The 22,479-nt window shown below is 68.2% G+C and carries 20 protein-coding genes; 5 read left to right on the forward strand and 15 right to left on the reverse strand.

Translation table 11 applies throughout. From position 1 onward, the window contains the following. Window positions 1-62: 62 nt before the first annotated feature. Window positions 63-425, forward strand: a complete 363-nt coding sequence (locus AC0KUR_RS13865; RefSeq protein ID WP_376699837.1) for a type II toxin-antitoxin system RelE/ParE family toxin — start codon at window positions 63-65, stop codon at window positions 423-425. Further along, complete coding sequence (locus AC0KUR_RS13870) at window positions 418-750, forward strand: helix-turn-helix domain-containing protein (protein ID WP_049029949.1); 333 nt, start codon at window positions 418-420, stop codon at window positions 748-750. Before AC0KUR_RS13865 ends, AC0KUR_RS13870 begins: the two co-directional genes overlap by 8 nt. Before the next feature lie 55 nt (window positions 751-805). Here the strand turns inward: AC0KUR_RS13870 and AC0KUR_RS13875 are convergent, their stop codons facing one another. From AC0KUR_RS13875 to AC0KUR_RS13890, 4 genes are all read right to left on the reverse strand, one after another. Further along, a complete protein-coding gene (locus AC0KUR_RS13875; RefSeq protein WP_124609161.1) occupies window positions 806-1,645 on the reverse strand; it encodes an AraC family transcriptional regulator in 840 nt (279 codons plus the stop codon). 148 nt (window positions 1,646-1,793) lie between these two features. Further along, window positions 1,794-2,528, reverse strand: a complete 735-nt coding sequence (locus AC0KUR_RS13880; protein WP_473376032.1) for a fucose-binding lectin II — start codon at window positions 2,526-2,528, stop codon at window positions 1,794-1,796. A gap of 150 nt (window positions 2,529-2,678) precedes the next feature. Next, on the reverse strand, window positions 2,679-3,485 hold the full coding sequence (locus tag AC0KUR_RS13885) for a fucose-binding lectin II (RefSeq protein WP_473376033.1): 807 nt from the start codon (window positions 3,483-3,485) through the stop codon (window positions 2,679-2,681). 123 nt (window positions 3,486-3,608) lie between these two features. Further along, window positions 3,609-3,998, reverse strand: coding sequence for a fucose-binding lectin II (locus tag AC0KUR_RS13890; protein WP_034189645.1), 390 nt, complete (start codon window positions 3,996-3,998; stop codon window positions 3,609-3,611). Window positions 3,999-4,956: 958 nt separating this feature from the next. On the opposite strand from AC0KUR_RS13890, the gene leuA reads away from it, so the two are divergent. Both leuA and AC0KUR_RS13900 read left to right on the forward strand, forming a co-directional pair. After that, window positions 4,957-6,666 carry a 2-isopropylmalate synthase gene (gene leuA, locus AC0KUR_RS13895; protein ID WP_185732892.1) on the forward strand — a complete coding sequence of 570 codons (1,710 nt, stop codon included), beginning with the start codon at window positions 4,957-4,959 and terminating at the stop codon, window positions 6,664-6,666. Window positions 6,667-6,800: 134 nt separating this feature from the next. Further along, entirely contained in the window at window positions 6,801-7,205 is a 405-nt protein-coding gene (locus AC0KUR_RS13900; protein ID WP_034189643.1) for a hypothetical protein, read from the forward strand. 146 nt (window positions 7,206-7,351) lie between these two features. Here the strand turns inward: AC0KUR_RS13900 and AC0KUR_RS13905 are convergent, their stop codons facing one another. Beyond that, on the reverse strand, window positions 7,352-7,552 hold the full coding sequence (locus AC0KUR_RS13905) for a hypothetical protein (RefSeq protein ID WP_473376034.1): 201 nt from the start codon (window positions 7,550-7,552) through the stop codon (window positions 7,352-7,354). Between the two features lie 448 nt (window positions 7,553-8,000). On the opposite strand from AC0KUR_RS13905, the gene AC0KUR_RS13910 reads away from it, so the two are divergent. Next, window positions 8,001-8,987: a beta-xylosidase gene (locus AC0KUR_RS13910; RefSeq protein WP_034189642.1), complete on the forward strand. Its 987-nt coding sequence runs from the start codon at window positions 8,001-8,003 to the stop codon at window positions 8,985-8,987. Here AC0KUR_RS13910 and AC0KUR_RS13915 read toward each other — a convergent pair whose 3' ends face one another. The 10 genes from AC0KUR_RS13915 to AC0KUR_RS13960 all read right to left on the reverse strand — a co-directional run bounded on the left by AC0KUR_RS13915 (window position 8,988) and on the right by AC0KUR_RS13960 (window position 22,195). Beyond that, a complete protein-coding gene (locus tag AC0KUR_RS13915) occupies window positions 8,988-10,052 on the reverse strand; it encodes a hypothetical protein (protein ID WP_069705899.1) in 1,065 nt (354 codons plus the stop codon). Beyond that, window positions 10,042-11,316, reverse strand: coding sequence for a lipopolysaccharide biosynthesis protein (locus tag AC0KUR_RS13920; protein ID WP_473376035.1), 1,275 nt, complete (start codon window positions 11,314-11,316; stop codon window positions 10,042-10,044). Before AC0KUR_RS13920 ends, AC0KUR_RS13915 begins: the two co-directional genes overlap by 11 nt. Next, the gene (locus AC0KUR_RS13925; RefSeq protein ID WP_473376036.1) at window positions 11,313-12,479 is read right to left on the reverse strand and encodes a polysaccharide pyruvyl transferase family protein; all 1,167 of its coding nucleotides are present in this window, start codon (window positions 12,477-12,479) and stop codon (window positions 11,313-11,315) included. Before AC0KUR_RS13925 ends, AC0KUR_RS13920 begins: the two co-directional genes overlap by 4 nt. Then, complete coding sequence (locus AC0KUR_RS13930; protein ID WP_473376037.1) at window positions 12,476-13,699, reverse strand: glycosyltransferase family 4 protein; 1,224 nt, start codon at window positions 13,697-13,699, stop codon at window positions 12,476-12,478. Before AC0KUR_RS13930 ends, AC0KUR_RS13925 begins: the two co-directional genes overlap by 4 nt. Next, on the reverse strand, window positions 13,696-15,966 hold the full coding sequence (locus AC0KUR_RS13935) for a polysaccharide biosynthesis tyrosine autokinase (protein ID WP_473376038.1): 2,271 nt from the start codon (window positions 15,964-15,966) through the stop codon (window positions 13,696-13,698). Before AC0KUR_RS13935 ends, AC0KUR_RS13930 begins: the two co-directional genes overlap by 4 nt. Then, on the reverse strand, window positions 15,963-16,460 hold the full coding sequence (locus AC0KUR_RS13940; RefSeq protein ID WP_034189637.1) for an arsenate reductase/protein-tyrosine-phosphatase family protein: 498 nt from the start codon (window positions 16,458-16,460) through the stop codon (window positions 15,963-15,965). The genes AC0KUR_RS13935 and AC0KUR_RS13940 overlap by 4 nt, the downstream gene beginning before the upstream one ends. Then, window positions 16,457-17,686, reverse strand: coding sequence for a polysaccharide biosynthesis/export family protein (locus AC0KUR_RS13945; RefSeq protein WP_473376039.1), 1,230 nt, complete (start codon window positions 17,684-17,686; stop codon window positions 16,457-16,459). The genes AC0KUR_RS13940 and AC0KUR_RS13945 overlap by 4 nt, the downstream gene beginning before the upstream one ends. Before the next feature lie 102 nt (window positions 17,687-17,788). After that, window positions 17,789-19,177 (reverse strand): undecaprenyl-phosphate glucose phosphotransferase, encoded by a 1,389-nt coding sequence (locus tag AC0KUR_RS13950; RefSeq protein WP_473376040.1) that lies wholly within the window; start codon window positions 19,175-19,177, stop codon window positions 17,789-17,791. 543 nt (window positions 19,178-19,720) lie between these two features. Then, window positions 19,721-20,575, reverse strand: coding sequence for a CgeB family protein (locus AC0KUR_RS13955; protein ID WP_473376041.1), 855 nt, complete (start codon window positions 20,573-20,575; stop codon window positions 19,721-19,723). A gap of 81 nt (window positions 20,576-20,656) precedes the next feature. Continuing rightward, on the reverse strand, window positions 20,657-22,195 hold the full coding sequence (locus AC0KUR_RS13960) for a tetratricopeptide repeat protein (RefSeq protein WP_473376052.1): 1,539 nt from the start codon (window positions 22,193-22,195) through the stop codon (window positions 20,657-20,659). Window positions 22,196-22,479: the final 284 nt, after the last annotated feature.

A 22,479-nucleotide genomic window follows, 5' to 3' on the forward strand; every position in this document is an offset into this window, starting at 1 on the left:
TCTCAATACATGCGGGTGGTCACGTGTACGTGGCGCGTTGACCGGAAGGACTCGACAGCTTGATGAGAATTAGCAAATTTGCTAACATTGCGATGAAGAAGTGGACGATCCTGTACTACGACGAACGAGTAAAACGTGATGTGTTCGCTTTGCCCAAGGGCATTCTGGCTGGCTACCTCCGACTGATCGAGACGATGGAAGAATACGGTGCGGATCTACGGATGCCGCATTCGCGCGCGATGGGGGAAGGATTGTTTGAGTTGCGCCCGCGAGGTCGCGAGGGCATCGGGCGCGTGTTCTATTGCATGCAGGTGGGGTATGACCTCGTCGTCCTGCATTCCTTCGTCAAGAAGACCCAGGAAACATCCGGCGACGAGTTGCGAATCGCCCGCCGGCGAATGAAGGAGGTACGTAACAATGGCTAAGGCCCGCCACGCGCATGCAAGCGAGGAGCGGTATGCACCGGTCCGACACACTGCCGAAGACACCGCGCGTCTACTTACCGATCCGGCGATCAAGGCGGAGTACGATGCGCTGGAAGAGGAGTTCACCGCGCTTCGTGCGTTGCTCGACGCGCGTAAAGACGCGGGCCTGACTCAGGCTCAGGTCGCCGAACGAATGGGCACTACGACATCGGCCGTATCCAGGCTCGAAGCTTCGTTTTCGAGCGAGAAGCACTCGCCGTCGTTTGCGACGCTGCGCAAGTACGCCGCAGCGTGCGGCAAGAAGCTCGTCATTTCGTTCGCTTGAACACGCCGGCGTCAGGCGCTGATCAGCCGAAGGTGCGGATACCAAAGTCGACCGCTTACGCCGCCTGTTCGACCGGCAACCAGACTTCCAGCACGCCGGCACCCGTCACCGGATCGTAGTCACCGCTGTAGCGCTCGAACTCGGGCGCGTCCACCGCCTTGAATCCCGACGTCGGCAGCCAGCCGTTCCAGATGCTGTGGAAGGTCTGGTGCAACGTCGAGATATGCCCGGCGTGTTCGAACACCGCGTAGCGCTGCGGGGCCAGTTCGACCCAGCGAAACGGCGCGGGCAGCCGGTCGACGCGCGTGACTTCCACGCCCGCGATGTATTCGAAGCTGCCGTCCGCATCGGGATTGCAGCACACGCCGTACGTGACGTCGCCGAGCTGGCCGGGGAAGGACCCGAGGTAGGGGATGAACGCCTGCCAGAGCGCTGGAATCCCTTCGTTGGTTTCGAACGTATAGCGGTCGCTCATGCCCGCGATCAGCCGCGTGCCGGCGGTCTCGAAACGTGACGGCATCACGTCGACGATCTTCAGTTCTTTCATGCGAAGCGGCTCCACAACAGACAATCCGTCGAGCGTGCGCCGTGCCCGCACCTCCTCGGGCGTCATGCCGAAGAGATCGCGGAAGGCGCGCGTAAACGCCTCATGGGAGCCATAACCGGCATCGAGCGCCACGTGCAGGATGTCCGGCGCGCCTTGCGCCAATGCATGCGCTGCGCGCGTCAGCCGCCGCGACCGGACATAGCGCATCACCGGCCAGCCGGTATTCATCGAGAACAGGCGCGAGAAGCCGAAGCGCGTCATGTCGCAATCGGCGGAAATCCTGTCGAGCGTCAGTTCCCTGTCCAGTTCGGTTTCGATAAACCAGAGTGCTTGTCCAACCGGGTGCATGGCGTACCAATGAGGGTGTCGGGTGGACTATATGGTATCGGCGGCCGGGGCATTTGATCGTTCTTGCGCGGCAGCCGTGATCGGGCGGCTGCACAAATGCACATCGCCACGCCGGTCGGCGTGGCGATGATCGACGGGCTGCTGCGGTTCAACCCAGCGGCCAGTTCAGGATCGCGATGCCGTCGTTGTAGTCGCCATCGGTTCCATCCTCCGACCCGACGAGCCCGAAGTAGGTCTTCTTGAAGATGTCGACCTGGCGCGAGCCGATCTTCGACGGCTTGCCGTTCGCCGTCACGACCACGCGCACCTTGCCCTTGCCCGAGTTCACGATCTGCGTGTTCAGGTTCGCGTCTTGCGTGCCGGCGCCCTGGAACGTCGCGGCCGGTGTCGGGTTGTCGTCGACGAAGACCTCGATCGTCTGCGGTGCCGACGAGTTGACCAGCGCGGTCACGCCGAACGCGATGTTCGGCGGCAGGTTGAAGATGCCGTCGCGTTCGCCGCCGCCGGTCGGCGCGGGCGCCGGCTGCACGGGCTGCGGCGTCGCCTTCGAGAAATAGTTGACGACTGCGCCCACGCCGAACTTGGCGGCGGCGCCGGGCAGCACGCCGGGCGCGCCGGCCCACGTGACCGTGCAGGCGACGACTTCGCCCGCCGCATCGGTCTTCACCTTGTTCTGCCAGCTGCCGACGTCGAAGCTGTACGGGATCGTCGCGATATCGACGAACACGTCGTATTGCGGCAGTTTCTCGACCAGCTGCGCGGTCATGAACTGACGCATCCGGTCGAGCACGGCCTGGTCGCCGTTGGCTTGTACGGCGGTGGCGTCGTTGCCGGCGAGTTGCAGCAGCGCATACAGATCGTCATGGGTAAACGGTTGTGACATGTCGTCCTCGTCTCGATGGAATATCTCGCGTTGCGCAGCCGGTGACCGGGGTCACCGTGCCGCGCGCGGCGCAAAGCGTGGGACTGCTTGAAAGTTTCGCAATGTGTGGTTGGCCCCGTCGCCATCGCGAAGCTGCGTGACTGCCGCCGATCAGCCGAGCGGCCAGTTCAGGAACACGATGCCGTCGTTGTAGTCGTCGTCGGCGCCGTCTTCCGAGCCGACGATCCCGAAGAACGACTTCTTGAAGAGGTCGACCTGCCGCGAGCCGAGCCGCGACGGCTTGCCGTTCGCCATCACGATCACGCGCACACGGCCCTTGCCGGAGTCGAGCACCTTCGTGCCGAGGTTCTGGTCCTGCACGCCGGCGCCCCTGAACGTCGCGGCGGGTGTCGGGTTGTCGTCGATGTAGATGTCGATCGTCTGGTCGTTCGCCGCGTTGGTGAGCGCGGTGACGCCGAACTTGATGTTCGGCGGCAGGTTGAACGTGCCGTCGCGTTCGCCGCCGGCCCCTCCACCGATGTTGCCGGTGCCCGGATTCCCGCTGCCGTGCGACGACGATTGCGCGGCGGTTTCACCGATCGCGGACAGGCTCGCGTACGAATCGATATGCATCGCGCTGCCGCGCACGCTTTTCCACTGGCCTTTCACGAACGTGATGCCGCTGCCGGCATCGATTGTCGCGACCAGCGTGAACGGCATGCGGCCGGTGCTTTCCGGCACCTTCGACGAATACGTGAAGCAGCCGTCCGCGACGACGCCTCGATCGGTCGAGATCGCGAAGTAGATGCCGGGGAAGTTGTTGCCGGTCGCGTACGGCGTCGGCACGTTGAGGATGACCTGCAGCTTGCCGTCGCGAATCTCCGCCTTGGCGATGTCGATATACAGGCCGGGGATGTCGACGTAGGTTTCCGACGTCACGACGGGCGCGCTGACGATCGAAGCCGAAAGGAGCGGCATGGAAGTCTCCGGTGATGACACGGTTCTGGGATGGCGGCGTGAGGGGGCGCCGAACGCGGCGCGAACCCGCCGGCCGGCGCGGACGCGGCCAGCCGGCGGTGGTCGGTCGTCGATCGCGTCAGGTCAGCCGATCGGCCACTGGAGCACGACGATGCCGTCGTTGTAGTCGCTGTCGTGGCCGTCTTCCGACACGACGATCCCGAAGTTGACCGTGTACGGCGAGCCGTCCGACTTCTTGCCGTTGACCGGCGCGAGGCGCGCGTCGGTGGCCGACGGCTTGCCGTTGACCGACACTTCGAAGCGGAGCTTGCCGTTGCCGGAATTCAGCTTGACTTCACGCGGGCCGTCGCGCGTCGTCAGCTTGTGATACGCGGCGGGTTCGGTGCTGTCACCGATAAACAGCTTGATGTGCTGCTGCTCGGCGGCATTCGCGAAGAAAATCGCACGGAAATCGGTATTCGGCGGAATCGAAAACTCGCCGGCACGATTGGAAGACGTTTGAGAGTCGGCCATGCTTGCCTCCTGAGGTTTGTTGGATAAGGCGTGAGCGCTGTCGCGCAAACGTTTGCCGTTTGAAACGCGACGGTCAAAGCATGGCGAAAAATAAATAAAAAAATATTCGAGCGGGAATGGTTATTGTTCAGTAAATCGAAAATCAAGGTTAATCGATTTAATGAATTGCAGTTAATGAATCGATTTTCGATGTATTCGGGAAATTATGTCGATGCGCGTATCGTTTTCCTGAACGATGCGGGCCGTAGCGCGGCGAGAGCGTGGCGGGAAGGTGCAGCGGACAATCGGGCTTCGGAGCAGACGCTCGGCGTTCGCATATGGCAGCGTTTCGTTTCAACATCAGCATCTCGGTCGTGGCCGCGCCCACCGGCCACCGTCGAACGCCCGCACCGAAGCCCGATCGCAAGGGGAAGGGGTGCGACACCGGCGAAGAGGATGGACCGACTCACTCCGAACATGAATAGGACCTCACCGGCGCCGCACCCGTGAAGCATATCGACGGGGCAGGCCGTCGCCTATCGGACTGGACTGATTTTGCGCCCGCACTGAGTGCCGGCAAAAACCGCGAATCCCGAGCGCCCGGTTGACAGCCCCGGTCGCCCTGTGATCTGATTCCGGCCATGCAAGCCGCCCAGTCCCTCTTCTCGCTACGACTACTCGCCCGTTTCTCCGGGCTGGGTCTGCGGCTGCGCGCTTTCCGTCTGCTTCTGTCCTGAAGCGCCAGATTTTCCCCGTATCACCGACCTGGCCCCGGTTGTCGACCGGCGCCTGAGTTCGTCTTTTTTCCGTATCGCTCCGCTCCGTCCCGGTCGCTCAACCGCCAAGGCCGTCGTTCGCCGTACCGCTTTGCCGTTGTGCCGTTTCATCGCTGTCACCGCTGCGCGCGCAGCCGGCCACACCCGCCGAGGGCCGCCGCGACGCGGTTTCCCGACATACCGACCGAGGACCGAACATCATGATGCTGAAGAACCCCGCGACGAAGTACCGACCGTTTACGCCCGTCAACCTGCCGGACCGCACGTGGCCGTCGCGCACGATCACGCACGCGCCGATCTGGATGAGCACCGACCTGCGCGACGGCAACCAGGCGCTGTTCGAGCCGATGGACGCCGCGCGCAAGATGCGGATGTTCAAGACGCTGGTCGCGATCGGCTTCAAGGAAATCGAGGTCGCGTTCCCGTCGGCGTCGGAAACCGATTTCAACTTCGTGCGCGAGCTGATCGAGGGCGGCCACATTCCCGACGACGTGACGATCGAGGTGCTCACGCAGGCGCGCGACGACCTGATCGAGCGCACGTTCGAGTCGCTGCGCGGCGCGAAGCGCGCGATCGTGCACCTGTACAACGCAACCGCGCCGGAATTCCGCAAGATCGTGTTCGGCCTCGAGCGCGACGGCGTGAAGCAACTCGCGGTGAACGCGGCGCGCACGATCAAGCGCTGCGCCGACGCGGCGACCGACACGCGGTTCACGCTGCAATACAGCCCCGAAACCTTCACGGCCACCGAACTCGACTTCGCGAAGGAAGTCTGCGATGCCGTCTTCGACGTGTGGCAGCCGACGCCCGAGCACAAGGCGATCGTGAACCTGCCGGCGACCGTCGAAGTCGGCACGCCGAACTTCTACGCGGACCAGATCGAGTGGATGCACCGCAACCTCGCGCGTCGTGATGCGCTGATCCTGTCGGTGCATCCGCACAACGATCGCGGGACCGCGGTCGCGGCGGCCGAACTCGCGGTGATGGCCGGCGCCGACCGCATCGAGGGCTGCCTGTTCGGCAACGGCGAGCGCACCGGCAACGTCGATCTCGTGACGCTCGCGCTGAACCTGTACACGCAGGGCGTCGACCCGGGCCTCGACTTCTCGCAGATCAACGAAGTCGCGCGCACGTCGGAAGAATGCACGCAATTGCCGATCCATCCGCGTCATCCGTATGTCGGCGATCTCGTGTTCACCGCGTTCTCCGGCTCGCATCAGGACGCGATCAAGAAGGGGTTTGCCGTGCAGAAACCCGACGCCGTGTGGGAAATGCCGTACCTGCCGATCGATCCGAGCGATCTCGGCCGCACCTACGATTCGATCATTCGCGTGAACAGCCAGTCGGGCAAGGGCGGTATCGCGTACCTGCTCGAACAAGGCTACGGCGTCGCGTTGCCGCGCCGTCTGCAGGTCGACTTCAGCGCGGCCGTGCAGCGCCTGACCGACGACAGCGGCCACGAGGTGACGAGCGCGCAGATCTGGTCGCTGTTCCAGCAGGAGTATGTGGCGGGCGATGCGCCGCTGCGTTATGTCGGCCATGAGCTGACCGAGCGCGACGGCCGCGAGACGATCGTGCTGACCGCGGACGTGCACGGCGAGCGCCGCGTGCTGCGCGGCGAAGGCAACGGCCCGCTCGACGCGCTGATGCACGCGCTGCGCACGCCGCTGCGGATCCAGCACTATGAGGAGCGCGCGCTGTCGCAGGGCGCCGATGCGAAGGCGATCGCGATCGCCGAGCTGGCCGGCACGGGCGTGCGCGGCAGCGCGTTCGGCGTCGGCATCGATGCGAACCTGACGACCGCGTCGATCCGCGCGGTGATCAGCGGCATCAACCGCGCGTATGCGCGCGCGGACGAGGCGGTGCAGGCGACGTTCTTTGACGTGGCGCGCGCGGTGAAGGCCGTGGCGTAAGTCGAGCGGTGATGGGTGCGCCGGTGTGACGCAGGCCTGACAAACCTGACAGGCGATGACTTCACATAACGAGCGTATCGTGCAAGCGGCGCGCGGGTCCGTTTTATCGCGCCCATCACCACGAGGAATGTGTCATGTCGAAAGAAGATGCCCTGCGGGGCGATATCAAGGGGCAGGCCCAGGCGGCGGACCGCCACAACCTGGCGCGGCCGGCCGCGAACGGCGCGCTGTGGGCGCGCGGGCTCACGACGCAGCGGGTCGCCGACCTGTTCAGGACCTTGCCGGGATTGCCGGGGCACTGGATGCAGTTGCAGAACGAGGTCAACGCCGGGAATCGCTATTTCTACGGCGTCCAGAACGGCAGCGTGACGACCGAGGAAGGCAAGGCGCTGATCCGCTGGATCGCCAACGCGGTCGTGAGCGCCGCCGAGCATGCGTCGTTCGACTTCACGTTGCAGCAGCTGCGTTTCACGGCCGACATGGGCTGGCTCAAGCTCCAGCGTGTCAACGGGCGCGTGATGGTGTTCTCGCGGCCGTGAGCCGGGCGCCGGGCCGACGCTGACGGCCGGTCGTGCATCGAGAAGTGTGCAGGTGAATGTGATGCGGCCGTCGACGGGATGCCGTCCGGCTGCGTCGCTCTATTGCTCGGCAGCTTTCCCTCGTCAAGCCGGCTTTTCGGTTTTCCCTATTTCGCCGTTGCCGAAATAGGGAAGCGAACGAAATCGTCGCCGCGCTCGCGGCGCTTGCGCACGAACCGGCAGGAAGGGCGCTTTCTGATCCATTGCGCGACCTTCGACACGATGAACGGGCTGCCGGGTGATGTCACGGAGCATTGTTGCAGCGGCGATCCGCGCTCGCCGGTGTCCGCGTATTCTGCTTCCCGCATGCAATCCTCCGGACGCGCATTCGCGTCGACGAGTTTCGGTGAGCGGACAGGTAACGGCACATACGCGCTCAGGGACGTGCTTACCGATGAAAGCGTGATCGTGCCGGCAAGACGACGTTTTCCGGGACCCGGTCATCAATCAGGGCATCCCGCGCGTTGACCGTCGATGAAATGACAGTTGCGCCGCAATCCGATCAAGCCCAAACCTACCAACGCTGAGCGCGCCCATCGCGCCCGGCCGCCCACGTTTTCCTGGTGGCGCGGCTAAGACCGGTCCGATTGCCCACATGCGCGACACAGGCGATGCTGTCGGGATTTGAGGGAATCCTTGCATGGGTCTGCTGATCATCGCGATATGCGTCACCGTCGCCATATTCTTCGTATTGTGACCGGCGCCGATCGACGCGGCTCGTGCGCGTTCCATGACAGAAGGGGGGCCTTGTCCGCGATGTCCAATCGAATTCGCAAGCTGGCGATCGCCGCCGCCGGCTGCATGCTGGCGGCTGCGGCCGGTGCCGCTGATACGGCGCGCTGGCCTGGCGCGTCGGGCGGTGAGCCGCGCGTCGGCGTGCAGGTCAAGATCCAGTCGTTGACGCGCGACGATGCGCGCAACATTCGCGACACCGGCTTCGCGTTCGTCCGCTTCGGCGCGTGGGCCGAACGTCTGGATCAGGCGGCTTATCGGGCGCAACTCGACGAGGCGTTCGCGGCCGCACGTTCCGCGGGCCTGCCGGTGCTGTTGACCGTGCGCGCGCTGGGTCCGCTCGTGCCGGCGCACGACGCGAAAACGAAGACGGACGCGCTCGCGCTCGCGGGCCGCCGGATGGCCGATGCGATCGCGGCGCTGGCCGCGCGGCATCGGCACGACCTGATCGCCGTCGAACTCTGGAACGAACCCGACCTCGCGCGCTACTGGCCGACCGGCGATGTCGCGCGGACCTTTCCACCATTCGCCGTAGCCTTGTGCCGCGCGCTGGCCGACGCGGCGCCGGGCGTGCCGGTCGTCGGCTTCGGGTTCGCGCGCGCGCCGCTGCCGGGCAGCGTGCCGGACCGCTTGCTGGCGGGCGTGCATGCGGCCGCACCGGGCTGTCTGGACGCTGTGTCTTACCACGCGTACGGGATGACGCCCGCGCAGATTCGCGCGGCCGCGCGCGACATCGACACGCGCTATGGGCTGCCGGCCATCGTGACCGAAGTCGGCGCGGCGTCGACGGGCGGCGATGGCGAGCAGCGTCAGGCGCATCGCCTGCGCGCGCTGCTCGATGCGCGCGGCGAACTGCATACGCCGCTGATTTCGGTTTACGAGTGGGCCGATACCGCAAGCGCCGGCGACGCGGCGCAACGCGCCTACGGCGTCGTGCATGCGGACCGGTCGCCGAAGCCAGCGCTCGACGCATTGCGTGCCGCGCTGCGCACGGCGCCGCTTCCCCGGTAATCAGGGCGACCTCGGTCCCGTGCGGACCGACCACAGCGCGACGGCCAGCAGCGCGACGCTCGACAGGTGCCGCAGGTAGCTGCCGAGATCGGGCTCGAACAGCATCGACACCGCGACATGGCCGAGCACCACGCAAGCCAGCAACTCGCCATCGCGTGCGGGTGCGATCGCGTGGCCGTCGATGCGCCGCACCGGCAGGCGGCGCCACGCGGCGCAGAGAAACAGCGCGATCAGCGCCTGCATCGCCCAGCCCTTCGGATCGAACGAGAAAAACACCGGCAGGTTGAGCCGGACGACCGAATACGCGTAATTGCCGACGAAATGCACGAAGGAATCGGGCGGCAGCGGATTGTAGAAACTCGTGCGCGCGCCGAACGGCGACGAATAGACGAGATAGTCGACCGCGAGGTCGCGCGGTTGCTGGAGCAGCGTATAAACGCCGTTCGGCAGCGCGACCAGCACCGCGACGAGCAGCAGCGCGCCGGCCACCCTCGGCAGCATGGACACGCGCCGGAATACCCACGCCGCGAACGCGATCGCGAGAATCAGCGCGAAGTAGCTGCGGATCGTCGCCGCGTAGGCGAGATACAGCACGGCAACGATCAGCATCCGCCGCGCCGTGCCGCGCAGGCGCGCGACGGCGAGCACGGCGATCGACATCGCGGCGACGATCGTATCCTTGCTCGCGACGAACAGGTTGAAGAACAGGCACGGCGCGATCAGCGCGAGATAGATGACGAGCCCGCCGAGCCGGCGCGTCTCGCGCAGCGCGATCCAGATCGTCGCGACGCCGAGCGCGACGACGAACACGGCGGTGCCCGCGCTGCCGAGCGCCTGGTACAGCTTGCCGACCGCGTCGAACGACGAGCCGTCGTAGGTCGAGCCGCCGCCGATCTGGGTCTGGATCTTGTCCGCATCGCGGAAGATGAATTCCGGCAGCAGCGCGCGTGCATTCGCGTAGACGCCCACGTACAGCAACGCGACGAGCGCCGCGATCGCGTCGCGCAGGCCGGGACTCAGCAGCGGCCCGCTGCGGATCGCGCTTCGGATGACGTTACGCAGCATGGCCGGCTCGAGTGCGCTTGCCGCGCACGGCGGGCAGGCGCGACGTGACGATCCACGCGAGCCACGCCGTTACCGCGATGCTCGCAACCAGATGGGCGCAGGCCGCGCCGAGCTCATGTTCGCTTTGGACCAGTGCGATCGACATCGGCACGCATGCAACCGTCAGCGCGGCGATCACGCATGCGACCGTGCGCCCCGCACGCAGCGCGACTGCCGCCGCCCACAGCACGTCGGCGGCAGCACGCAGGACGAACGACGGCAGCAGGATCAGCAGGAGCACGGTCGACCGCGCATCGTCGCCGCCGTGCGCAAGCCGGAAGAGCCACGGGTGGGCGAGCGCGATCGCGAGCGCGGTGGCGCCGGTCAGCAGGAGCGACGCACGCAGGGCCCGTGCGAGCTCGGCGCGGAACGCGGGCGCGGCTGCGTGCACGCTGTCGAGCGCGCGCACGACGCGTGGCGCGGCGACGGCGACGACGGTCGCCGCCGCGACCGTCTGGATCGCATTGGCGATCGACCAGACGAACACATAGTGGCCGAGCGCGTTCGCATCGAGCTGCGCGGACGCGACGAAGCGCTCGAGATACTGCAACACCGACAGCAGCAGCAGCGCGACGAAAAACGGCACACCGTCGCGCCACACCGGGGCGAGCCGCACGCGCGTCGCCGACAGCGCGGGCATGGCCGGCAAGCGGCGCGCGGCGCCGGCGATCAGGATCCAGCCGATCGCCACGACCAGCACGTCGGCGGCGATCCAGATCGCGAACAGATCCTCGACCGACGCGATCGCGCGCAGCGTCAGCGCGCCGATCGCGACGCCGGCCCATGCACCCGTGCGGACGAACAGCAGCCAGGATGCGGCGCGTGCGCGATGCAGCGAGAACAGCCACGTATTGACTTCGAGCGCGGCATGCTCGGTGCACGCCACGAGCGCGACGAGCAGGAGCGGGACATCGCGCAGCGCGCCGGGCGCGGCGATCGGCAGCGTGGCCACGCCGCAGAGCAACGCGTAGACCCCGGCGTACAGCACGGACAGGCGCACGCAGGTCCGCACCGCGTCGTGCGGATCGGGGCCGGCCAGCCGGCGGTTGATCTCGGTGCTGAAGCCGAGCCCCAGCACCTTCGACGCGACGACCGACATCGCGAGCGCGAAACCGTACGCGGCCACCGCATCGAAGCCGAGCGTGCGCGCGACGACGATCGTCAGCATGAACTTCAGCCCGAGCGCGCCGACGCGCAGCGTGAGGCGCAACCATGCGGCGCTCATCGCGTTGCCTCGCGGTCGAGCGCATCGCGCAGTGCGGCGACGATCTTTCCGCGTTCGCGTGCGAGACGGGCGAGCCCGGCGTCGGCCTGCATCCAGAAGCGGCTCAGTGCATGGGGCGCGAGCAGCGTGTCGCACACCGCGTCCGCGTCGAAATCGGCCGCGTTCGCGACCCAGTGGCCGACGCCGAGATCCGCGTACGCGCCGAAACCCTTGCGCTCGTAGCTCAGGTGGTACGCGGGCACGCCGTGCAGGATCGCTTCGAGCGCACCGTGCAGACGCACCGACACGACCGCGTCGGGGGTGTCGTCGGCGAGCACGTCCTTCAGCGTGCGCGTGGCGTCGAATCCGCGTTCACGGTAGTACGCGGCGTCGTCGTTGCCGCGACCGGTGCTCTGCACCGCGAACGTGATGCGGCAGAGCGTACCGAGCCGCTCGATCAGCGCGTCGGTCGCCGCGAGATAGCGCGCGCGTTGCGCGTCGCTCCACGCCGGCGGGCGTCGCAGCACGAATGCGACGTGGGCGGGCGTCGACGCGGCTGCATGCGTGCGCATCCGCAGGTCGTTCGCCCGGTGCGCGAATTCGAGCACCGCGAGATCGGGGGCGCGGCGCGTGTTCGCATTGGCGGCGAGCAGCTCGGCCGAGCGGTCGTCGCGCACGAACACGGCGTCGAAGCCCGCGAGCAGCGACGTCAGGTGCGCGGCGAGCACCGGACTGCCGGCAGCCGGCCCGATGCTCTGCGGCAGATAGACGGCCGGCTTGCCCGCCGCGCGGGCCGCGCGCATCTGCACGAGATGCCCGGCCTCGAGCTTGAGCGCTTCGACCGCGTTGCGCGCGCGCAGATAGCCGCCGCCGACGCCGACGATCAGGTCCGCACGACGCAGCAGCGCACGCAGCCCGGCGAGCGCCGGGTTCGCGCCGACGGGCAGTGTGGCCATCGCCGCGCCGATCAGGCGGCCGGCGCCGCCGGCCGCGAGCACCGGCGCCGGATGCACGTCCGGGTAGCCGGGGAACGACGCGGGATCGGCCGCGACGATCGAGACCTGCGTGTCGGGGCCGAACGCCTCGCGCAGCAGTGCGACCGACAGGTCGACGAGCAGTCCGTCGCCGGAGTTGCGTGCGCTGTAGGCGTGCAGCAGCACGACGTGAACGGAGCGTTTCATCATGCGTGTTCCTGGAGAAGCGCGCGATAGACGGCGAGCGTGCGGTCGACCATCGCGTCGGCCGAGAAATGCGGGGACGCTTGAGCGCAGCGATCGCGCATCATGCGGAATGCGGCCGGGTGCTCGACCAGCCGGCTGACCGCCGCGGCGAACACGGTCGGATCGTCGTCGTTCGGCACGGTAAGGCCGACGTGGTGCGCGGCGATCAGTTCGGCCGCGCCCGCGACCTGGGTCGCGACCATCGGCACATGCGCGGCGACGGCTTCGAGGCAGACGTACGGAAAGCCTTCGTAGCGGCTCGGCAGCGCGAGCAGGTCGAATGCGGCGAAGTAGCGGCGCGCGTCGTCGACGCGGCCCGCGACGTACAGGTTCAGCGGCAGGTCGCGCGCCTCGTCGCCCGCCGCGCGGGCGAAATCGCCGGACCCGATCGCGACGACCTGCACGCGGCGGCCGTGGCGCCGGTCCAGCGCGCGTGCAATGCGCACGAGGCGGTCGACGCCCTTCTGATGATCGAAACGGCCGACGAAGCCGACGACGAACGTGTCGTCGGCGAGCCCGAGCGCGATGCGCGCGGCCTGGCTCGCGAGCAGCCGCGGCGGCGTGACGCCGTTCTCGACGACGCGAATCCGTTGGTGCGTAATGCCGAGCGCTTGCAGGTGATCGGCCTCGTCCTGCGACACCGCGATCACCGCGTCCGAGCAGGCATTGCCGAGCACGCGCTCGATGCCGCCGTAGAACGCGCGCTTCACAGGCGACAGCGCCGGGTTCAGCGTATAGACCGCGTGCGGCGTGTAGACCTGCTTCCACGGCCCGCGACACAGCCGCGCGAGCGCGCCGGCTTTCGAGCTGTGGCTGTGCACGATGTCGGGCCGCAGCTTGCGCAGCAACCGCCGCAACGCCAGTGCGCCGTGCAGGTCGTGCAGGCCGACCGCGCGTTGCAGCGGCAGCCGGTGGAACGCGTGACATTGCGCGGCGGCGGCGGACAGCATGGTTTCGTCGAAGCGTTCGCCGAGCGGGGCGATCAGATGAATCTCGACGCCCGGGCGTGTCCGCAGGCCTGCGATCAGGTCGCTCAGGTGCACGGCGACGCCGCCGCCGGCTGCTTCGACGACCAGCGCGATGCGCGTCGGCCGTGCGGCGCGGGCTGCGGGCGCGGCCAGGTTCGATGTGGGGCGGGCGGCCGTGCGCGTGGCGGGCGGCGGGGCAAGTTCGATGTCGGTCATGCGGACCTCCGGAGCAGGCGTTGAAGGGCCGCGCGCAGACGGGCCGGATACGTGCAGCGCGTCCCGCACGTGTAGCGATAGGCCTCGTAGCGATAGCTGCCGTATTTCGAGCCGAACGCGGACGCGCCCGAGCGCGGATCGAGGCCGTTCAGCACCACGCCCAGCGAGCCGGCGGGCCGTTGCGGCAGCCGTCGCGCGGACTCGACCAGTTCGCCGGCGCGGGTCGACCCCGCGCGGGCGACGAGCAGGGTCGCGTCCGCGTGCGTGTCGAGCCAGGTCGCGTCGGTGACCGCGAGCAGCGGCGCGGCATCGACGATCACGAGGTCGTAGCGCTCGCGCAGCGACGCGAGCCGCGCGCCGGTGCCGGCGTGCTGCAGCAGCGCGATCGGCGCGGCCGGCAGTTCGCCGGTCGGCAGGAAGTCGAGGTTCGGCGCGACGCCGCGGCGGACGACGTCGTCCGCGCGGGCGCGACCGTCGAGCAGTTCCGCGAAACCGGCGCCGCGTTCGAGGCCGAAGTACTGATGCAGATAGCCCTTGCGCAGGTCGCCGTCGATCAGCAGCACGCGCTGGCCGTTCGCCGCATGCACGGCTGCGAGGTTGACCGATACGAACGACTTGCCGGTGCCGGGCGCGGGGCCGGTGACCAGCACGAGCGGATGCGGGACGTCGGCCAGCGAGAAGTGCAGCGCGGTCTGCAGGCTGCGCAGCCCTTCGATCGCGGGTTCGTCCGGATCGTCGTAGGCCAGCACGTACAACCCCGCGTCGCGCCGTTCGACCGCGCGGATCAGGCGGCGCTGGCGCGCGGCGGCGGGCAGTACCGCGCGCACCGGCAGCGACGTGTGGCGTTCGATCTCGTCGACGGCCGTGAGGCCGCCGTACAGGAACTCGCGCGCGAACGCGGCGAGCATGCCGAGCGCGAGGCCGGCCAGCGCGGCCGCCGCGATCACGACCGGCCGGTTCGGCCGGACGGGATCGGCCGGTGCGACGGCCGCGTCGACCACGCGGACGCTGGCCGTGCGGCCGGCCTGCACGAGTTCGAGCTGCTGGATGTTGTTCAGCAGCGCGGTGTACAGGTCGGTGTTGACCTTCACGTCGAGCTGCGCGCGCACTTCCTCGGCCTGCTGCGCGGGCAGGTGTGCGATGCGGCTGTCGAGCGCGCCTTGCTGGCGCCTGAGCGTCGCGAGCTGCGCGTCGAGCGCGGCCATGTCGGGGTGGGTGGGCAGGAACCGGCGCGAAAGTTCGTCGCGCTTCTGCCGCAGTTCGAGCGCGCGCGTCTGCAGGTCCGCGCCTTGCTGGAGCGCAAGCTTGCCTTCCTCGGCGAGATCGACCGAGCCGGTGCGGCTGCGCAGCGACGCGTAATGCGTTTCCGCCCGTTCGAGCTGCTGCTTCACGATCGGCAACTGTCCGTTCAGGAACGTCAGCGACTGCGCCGCTTCGGCGGAACGGCGCGCGATGTTCTGCTCGACGTAGCGGTTCGCCACCGCGTTCAGCGTCGCGCTGAGGTCGGCCGGGTCGTCGCCGCGCAGCGACGCGACCAGCACGCCCGACTGCTTGACCTTCTCCTGCACGTCGAGCGCGGTGCGCAGCGTGTCGATCGTTTCCGCGCGCGAATGCCGGACCAGCCTGAAGCGGGTGCCGGGCAGCGCGTCGAAACCGGTGATCTCGATCTGCAGCGGGCCGTAGCGCGTCGCGAAGGTTTCCGCGCGGCCGACGCGGCCGACGGCGTCGGCCGTCAGGTCGGCGCCCGTCAGCCGGTAGCGCGTGGCGTCGAGCCGCACGACGTGGAACGTGTCGCCTTCGGCGCGCGTCGGCACGTCGAAGCGCGCGACGTCCACGCGCTCCTGGCCCCATGCATAGCCGCCGAAGCCGAGCAGGCCGGGCGACACCGCGCCGTCGTTGAAACGCGCGACGAACGCGCCGATCACGGGCACGCGCGACGGTTTCGCGACGATGTAGGCGCGCAGGTCTTCCACCGCGCGCGTGACGACGAGCCGCGACGACAGGATCTGCGCTTCGGCCGACGCGGGCGAGCCGACGTTGAAGAACGACGCGGCGTCGCCGAGCAGGTTCTTCGATGCGGCGTCGCTCGCATCGTCGGCCTGGATCATCAGGTCGGCTTGATAGGTGGGCGGCGCGACGAACGCATAGAGCGCGCCGGCGGCGACGCAGGCCGCGACGATCGACGCGACGGTCCAGCGCGCATGGCGCAGGACGTCGAGCACGCGGACCAGGTCGATCTCGCGTTCGGAGGAAGAGGGCGTGTTCATGACCGGGAGACGGAAACGGGGTGGGCCGGCCAGCGCGCGGCGAGGCGCGGCAGCCAGCCGGCAACGGCGAGATCGATCAGCGCCGCGCAACGGATGAAATCCGCGCGCGTGCCGCGATACGGATCGGGGATGTCGAGGCCGGGACGCGCGTCGTCCGACGCACGCGCGTATTCGCCGAGCCGGAACACGCGCCCGCGCAGGAACGGGTGGCGCGCCTCGAGCACGCGGCGTTGGCCGTCGTCCATCGCGAGAATCAGGTCGGCGCGCGTGCACAGCGCGGTCGTCACGGGGCGGGCGGCGTGGGTGTCGAGCGTCAGGCCGCGCGCTTCGGCCATGTCACACGCGAGCGGGTCGGCCGGGCGGCGCGGCGGCGGTGCGAGGCCGGCGGATTCCACGTCGGCCTGCGGCAACCGCGCCGCGAGCAGCGCGGCCGCGAGCGGGCTGCGGCAGAGGTTGCCTTCGCATACGACGAGCAGGAACGGGCGCGCGCTCATTTCGCGGCGATCCCGGCGGCGACGCCCGTGTTGACGCTCGGCAGCAGCAGGCTCAGCACGCGGCTGAAGCGGACGAGCCCGTTGCCGTCGACGTAGACGATGTCCTTCGGCTCCAGTTCGAACTGGTTCGCAAGCACCATCGCGACCGGCGAGCGCGCGTCGAGATGGAAGATCGTCGGCGCGCGGCTGTGCGCGCCGCGGATCACGAACATCTGCGCGGCGTCGGCCGTGTTCGAGTTGATGCTGCCGGCCTGCAGCAGCGCGTCGCTGAGCGTCAGGCGGCCGTTGCGCTTCGGCAGCGCGAGCATGGGCCGGTTCACTTCGCCCATCACGTAGACGCCGTTGTCGTCGCGCGCATTGACGCGCAGCAGGTCGCCGTCGCGCAGCACGATGCCGGACGGATCGGTGCGCCGTTCGAGCAGGCCGGTCAGGCTGATGCGAACCGGTATGCCGCCGCGTACGATCGTCACGTCGCTCTGGTCGGCGGCGGGCGTGAAGCCGCCCGCGCGGGCGATCGCGCTGGCGAGCGTCATCGGCACGTCGTTGACGGGCTGCGCACCAGGCGTGTGGACTTCGCCGTCGATGTAGACCTGCTGCGAACGGAACGACGCGACGCGCAGCGTCACCTGCGGATCGCGGTAGACCGACGCCAGGGCGCGCCGCACGCTCGCCTGTGCCTCGGCGGCCGTCGAACCGGCCACCTTCAGCGTGCCCGCATACGGAAACGTCAGGTTACCGCGATCGTCGACGACGAAACCCGCGACGGGATCGGCGGCGCGAGACGGCGTCTGCGGCGTGCCGCCCTGCGCGGCCGCGAGTTCCGGATGATCCCAGACGGTGATCTGCAGCACGTCGCCCGGGCCGATCCGGTAGGCCGGTGCGCGCGCGCTGGCGAGCGCCGCCAGCGACGCGGCCGCCGCTTCGTGCGCCGCATGCTGGCGCGCGATCAGCGCCGGGTCGATCGTGACGACGGGCGGCATCGCGCCGGAGGCAGCGCCCGGCGGTTGCGGCGCGGCGGGCGCACCGCCGGAGCCGTCGCGGGTTTCGCGTGGGCCGTCGGCGGAGGCGGGCGCGGGGTGCGGGTCGTCCGCCAGCCAGCCGAGATACGACGGGCTCATCTTCATGCCGGGCGCCAGCGCGCATCCGGACAGCCACACGCAGGCCGTCAGGGCGAGCATGGGCGCGGCAAGGCGGCGTACGGCCGCCGGTACGATCGGATTGGTCATGGGTTCCTTCCAGGAGCGCCGCGCAGCGCGGCCGTGGCGTCGGCACTGCGCCGCAGTCACATCAATCGGCGGCCGCGATGCCGCCCCGGGCGGCGTGGCCGCTCAGTACGCATTGGGATGCACGATCCCCTTGAGCACCGTCGCCGCGATGATTCGCAGGTCGAGTGCGAACGACCAGTTGCGCAGGTAGTACAGGTCGTAATCGACGCGCGACTGCATGCTTTCGACCCGCTCGGTCGCGCCGCGCAATCCGTTCACCTGCGCCCAGCCGGTAATGCCGGGCTTGATCCGGTAGCGATGGATGTAGCCGTCGACCAGCGTGCGGTACTGCGCGTCGTGTTCCACCGCATGCGGGCGCGGGCCGACCACCGACATGTCGCCGAACAGCACGTTGATGAACTGCGGCAGCTCGTCGAGGCTCGTGCGGCGCAGGAACGCGCCGACCTTCGTCACGCGCGGGTCGTTGCGCGTTGCCTGCACGACGGTGCCGGGCGATTCGGCATGCGCGCGCATCGTGCGGAACTTGTAGATGTCGAACGTGCCGCCGTCGCCGCCGCGCCGTTTCTGCGTGAACAGCACCGGGCCCGGCGAACTCAGCTTGATCGCGGCGGCGATCGCGAGCAGCAACGGCATCAGCAGGATCAACACCACCGCCGCGAACGCACGATCGAAGATCGCCTTGGTCCACCGGGCGCCGCGGGACAGCGGCGGTGCGGCCAGCGAGATCGCCGGCTCGCCGAGAATCTCGTCGATGCGGCTGCCGAACAGCGCGTGCTTGCTGACATCGGGCATCAGGCGCAATTCGACGAAATCGTTGCGGAACTCGTCGATCACGGGCTCGACCGCGTCGTCCTCGATCGCGAGCGCGATCCAGACTTCTTCCGCCTGTGCACGCCGCACGCAGGCGGAGAACGACGGCAGCGTGTCCAGAATGCGTGCGTCGCCGTCGAGCTCCGGCATGTCGCCCGAGGTCAGGTATGCGCCGACGAGTCGATACTGCGGCGCGGCGTTCGCCCGCAGCGTGGCGGCCAGGCGCTCGATGCGCGCACCGTCGCCGACGATCGCGACGCGGCACGGCGCGACCGTCGCGCGCAGGCTGCGCCGCCGCGCGACGCTCAGGGCGATGCGGAACACCACGAGCGCGATCGCGACGCCGATCGTCCAGTCGAAGAACCAGTGCAGCAACATGGCCGTGAGCGTCGTCAGCGCGATCATCTTCACGAACACGAAGCCCTGCACGACCAACCACAGCGCGAGCGAGCGCAATGCGGCGCGTGTGGCAGGCAGGCGCCGGCCGTCCATGCCGGCGCCGGTGAGGCGAAGCAGGAACGCCGCGAGCAGTGCGCTGACGCCGACCAGGATCGATTCGACGCGGATCGATGCGAGATCGCGGAACGAACCGGTATGCGCCCAGGCCGCGATCGCGACGATCGCGGCGACGTCTACCGCGCACACGGTGATTTCGCTGCCTGTGGGCTGCCTGCCATTCATGTCTCTCTTCCCTTCCAACCTGATCCGCTAGGCGCGATGGGGCGCCGTCTCGTCTGCCCGGTCACGGGACGCTGCTCGGCGGGCCAACTGCCGACGTATCCGGAGAGGAAGACGAGTCTAGGTGCCGTCTTGTCCCGAAACCATGGGACATGTACGAAAAATCGAGCTGTTCGTGACCGGGAATCACCGGCGCGCGCCCGATGTAAAGCGGTTTTCGCCCATGGCGTCTGATCGATGCGGAAGGTGATCGACGAGAAATCGATACGCACTCCGTACAAAAAACATCGATTCGAGAACAAAAAAACGACGACGCCAATCGCAACGAAATTCGCATTACTTGCCGGGTGACGGCCTGTTAGCCATCCAGCGCAGCCATTGTGTCGAATGGGCGGGGTGCAGGGAATCAGACGCGTCTTAGCTGTCTGTCAACGATTGTGAAAGAAGAATTGGATGGGCCGATGGGCGAGTCGCTTGACGCCGCTTCGGAATGGCAGCCGACGGTGTGGACAAGGCGGCCACGCGCGACCGATCGAACGCGTCCCGTCACGATGCGGCAAGCGCTTCCCGCAGCAGCGGTGCGAGCGCGCGTGCCTGCGGATGCCGGCCGATCGTTTCCAGCGCGGCCGCCTCCAGTGCCCGACGCCGCTCCGGATGGCGAACCAGCTCGACGCATGCGTCGACCAGTCCGTCGTACGGCGCCGCCTGAAACCCGCCTGCATAGTCCGGATCGAGGGCCGTGGCAGGCGACACTTCCCCGACGACGGCCTTGCCGTTCGTCATCAGATAAAACACGCGCACGACCTCGAATATCTGCGACGCATAGTGATGCAGGTTCAGCACGACTTTCGCGCGCGCGATGGCCGCGTCGCGTGGCGCGCCGTAGATGCCGCCGCTGACGATGCCGACGTTCAGCCCGCGCGCCTGCAGCGTGTCGAGTATCGCCGCGCGTCGCGGCCCGATCGTGCCGTAGAACAACACGTCGATGTCCTGTTCGACGTCGTGCGGAATGCGGCGCAGCGCCGGATGGAAGCCGAGCTTCAGATAGTGCGCATGCGCGATGCCGAGGCGGCGCAATTTGGCGAGATTGCGTTCGCTGTAATCCCAGGTTTCGTAACGCGACGCCCAGCGGTAAATCTTCTCGTTCCACGGTTGTTCGTCGACGTGAATCTGCTCGGTGTTGATGACGATCGTGTCGTCGGGCACGTGCGCGGTCGCGTCGGGATCGGCGAGATGGCAGCCGATCAGCAGATTGCGCGCGTCGGGCATCATCGCGTTCTCGCTGATATGGACGGTGTGGCCGAGATCGTCGAGTCCGTAGGCGACGACTTCGGCGAGTTCCGTGAATGCGCCGGAATGCGCGTAGCCCGGCGGCCGGACGACGCAGATGTTGTAGTGCATGGCGAGGCTCCGGTGTCGCACCGGGCCCGACGGCGATCGCGCGTCGTCGGCCCGGCGGCGGTGTGGAATCGGGCGGCGCCGTCAGGCGGCGAGCGCACGGAGATCGTCGGCCGCTTCGTTCAGCACCGGCCCCCAGTCGGCGAACGTCGGCTGCCGGTACAGCGACGCGTCGGGATAGAACGGGCTGTCGCGGCGCTCGTGCTGCCAGACCCAGTGCGGATTCGCATCGAGCAGCACCCACGTGGGGCGGCCGAGCGCGCCGCTCAGGTGCGCGACGGACGTGCAGACCGTGATCACGAGGTCGAGCGCGCCGACGAAGGATGCGGTGTCGTCGAGCGTTTTCCATTCGTGTGTGCAGTCCTTCACCACGAACCCGCGCGCGCGCGCCGCTTCGACGTCGTGCTGCGCGCCGGGCTGCAGCGAATAGAACGCGACCTTGTCCTGCAGGCCGGCGAACGCATCGGCGTAGCGGTCGAGGCCGACGCGGCGGTAGCGGTTGCGCGCATGCGTGACGCTGCCGGTCCATGCGAGGCCGACTTTCAGGCGTGTCTCGTCGGCGAGCGCCGTGCGCCAGGCATCGGTCGCGGCCCGGTCGGCGTGCAGATAGGGCGTGGGCGTGGCGAGCGTGTCGCCGTCGAGACCGAGCATCCACGGAATGCTCATCAGCGGCAGTTCGAAATCGAAGGCCGGCAGCGCGTCGGGTTGCGTCGCGATGTCGTACACGTCGACGTGTTGCGCGAGACTGCGCTCGAGCAGCGCGCCCATCACCGGGAACGCGTTCCAGGCGAGGCGTCCGCCTTCGCGTCGCACGCGCTCCGCGAGCAACGGCACGTAGCGGCAGAACTGCAGCACGTCGCCGAGCCCCTGTTCGCCCCAGACGAGCAAGGTCTTGCTCGCAAGCGATTCGCCGCGCCAGCGCGGCCCGGCAAACACCGGCAGGCGGCCGCGCAGTTCGCCGGAGCCGTCCCAGCGTGCTTCGTAGTTGCGCCAGCCGGACGCGAAGTCGCCGCGCGCGAGCTGCAGCAGCGACAGGTTGTGGCGGTAGGCCGCGTTGTCCGGCGCGAGATCGATGGCGCGTCGCGCATAGGCCTCGGCGGCATCCCACTGTCCGGCTTCCTTCAGCACGGTCGCCGTGTTGTTGGCGACCAGCGGGCTTTCCGGGGCGAGCGCGTACGCCTGCGTGGCGGCATCCAGCGCGCCGTCGAGATCGAGCCGTTCGAGCCGCGTGACGACCGCATTGGTCCATGCCTGCGCGTCGTTCGGGTCGTCGTCGAGCGCGTGTTCGAGCAGCGCGTATTCGGTATCCGGGTCGCCGTTCGTCAGCCGGATCGCCAGTGCCAGGTTGTTCTTCAGCGACGGCCACGCGGGCGCCAGTTCGTACGTGCGCAGATACGGCGCGAGCGCGTCGGCGTGGCGCCCGGCGATCTGCAGTGCGTAGCCGCAGTTGAACGCGGCATGCGCCGAGTCGGGGTGCGCGTGCCAGTGCCGCGCGGCGAGATCCACGGCATCCGCGATGGCGCCGCGATCGATGAGTGCCTGCGTCAGCGTCGCGACGGCGTTGTCGTCGGCATGCATCGCCGGCGACACGATGTCCTCGCGGGCGATCGGCATCGGCTGCATGCGGGCGGCGGGCGGCGTGTCGGGGAAGATGGTCTGCATGGAAGTCGCTCCGGTGAGTCGTCCGCGTGACGGCATGCGGACGGTCGGGTTGTCGGTCGTGGAGCCGGGCGACGAGAGAGAGCTCGACGACACCGGCTCCGTGTCGACTGCCACTTTAGGCATGCCGTTTCGGCAACTGAATCGGACCAGTCCTAATCTGCATCGCGTTGATGGATTTCCGCGCCGCGCGTGTAGGCCCAGTCCTATTTTTGCGTGTCGGGCCATCCAATCGGACTCGTCTGACA

The sequence above is a fragment of the Burkholderia sp. YHN3-13 genome (assembly GCF_055810675.1).

Bases quoted from the DNA above. Each gene is read 5' to 3' on its own strand.
- AC0KUR_RS13865 (WP_376699837.1), top strand. From the start codon at position 63: ATGAGAATTAGCAAATTTGCTAACATTGCGATGAAGAAGTGGACGATC.
- AC0KUR_RS13870 (WP_049029949.1), top strand. From the start codon at position 418: ATGGCTAAGGCCCGCCACGCGCATGCAAGCGAGGAGCGGTATGCACCG.
- AC0KUR_RS13875 (WP_124609161.1), bottom strand. From the start codon at position 1,645: ATGCACCCGGTTGGACAAGCACTCTGGTTTATCGAAACCGAACTGGAC.
- AC0KUR_RS13880 (WP_473376032.1), bottom strand. From the start codon at position 2,528: ATGTCACAACCGTTTACCCATGACGATCTGTATGCGCTGCTGCAACTC.
- AC0KUR_RS13885 (WP_473376033.1), bottom strand. From the start codon at position 3,485: ATGCCGCTCCTTTCGGCTTCGATCGTCAGCGCGCCCGTCGTGACGTCG.
- AC0KUR_RS13890 (WP_034189645.1), bottom strand. From the start codon at position 3,998: ATGGCCGACTCTCAAACGTCTTCCAATCGTGCCGGCGAGTTTTCGATT.
- leuA (WP_185732892.1), top strand. From the start codon at position 4,957: ATGCTGAAGAACCCCGCGACGAAGTACCGACCGTTTACGCCCGTCAAC.
- AC0KUR_RS13900 (WP_034189643.1), top strand. From the start codon at position 6,801: ATGTCGAAAGAAGATGCCCTGCGGGGCGATATCAAGGGGCAGGCCCAG.
- AC0KUR_RS13905 (WP_473376034.1), bottom strand. From the start codon at position 7,552: ATGCGGGAAGCAGAATACGCGGACACCGGCGAGCGCGGATCGCCGCTG.
- AC0KUR_RS13910 (WP_034189642.1), top strand. From the start codon at position 8,001: ATGTCCAATCGAATTCGCAAGCTGGCGATCGCCGCCGCCGGCTGCATG.
- AC0KUR_RS13915 (WP_069705899.1), bottom strand. From the start codon at position 10,052: ATGCTGCGTAACGTCATCCGAAGCGCGATCCGCAGCGGGCCGCTGCTG.
- AC0KUR_RS13920 (WP_473376035.1), bottom strand. From the start codon at position 11,316: ATGAGCGCCGCATGGTTGCGCCTCACGCTGCGCGTCGGCGCGCTCGGG.
- AC0KUR_RS13925 (WP_473376036.1), bottom strand. From the start codon at position 12,479: ATGATGAAACGCTCCGTTCACGTCGTGCTGCTGCACGCCTACAGCGCA.
- AC0KUR_RS13930 (WP_473376037.1), bottom strand. From the start codon at position 13,699: ATGACCGACATCGAACTTGCCCCGCCGCCCGCCACGCGCACGGCCGCC.
- AC0KUR_RS13935 (WP_473376038.1), bottom strand. From the start codon at position 15,966: ATGAACACGCCCTCTTCCTCCGAACGCGAGATCGACCTGGTCCGCGTG.
- AC0KUR_RS13940 (WP_034189637.1), bottom strand. From the start codon at position 16,460: ATGAGCGCGCGCCCGTTCCTGCTCGTCGTATGCGAAGGCAACCTCTGC.
- AC0KUR_RS13945 (WP_473376039.1), bottom strand. From the start codon at position 17,686: ATGACCAATCCGATCGTACCGGCGGCCGTACGCCGCCTTGCCGCGCCC.
- AC0KUR_RS13950 (WP_473376040.1), bottom strand. From the start codon at position 19,177: ATGAATGGCAGGCAGCCCACAGGCAGCGAAATCACCGTGTGCGCGGTA.
- AC0KUR_RS13955 (WP_473376041.1), bottom strand. From the start codon at position 20,575: ATGCACTACAACATCTGCGTCGTCCGGCCGCCGGGCTACGCGCATTCC.
- AC0KUR_RS13960 (WP_473376052.1), bottom strand. From the start codon at position 22,195: ATGCAGCCGATGCCGATCGCCCGCGAGGACATCGTGTCGCCGGCGATG.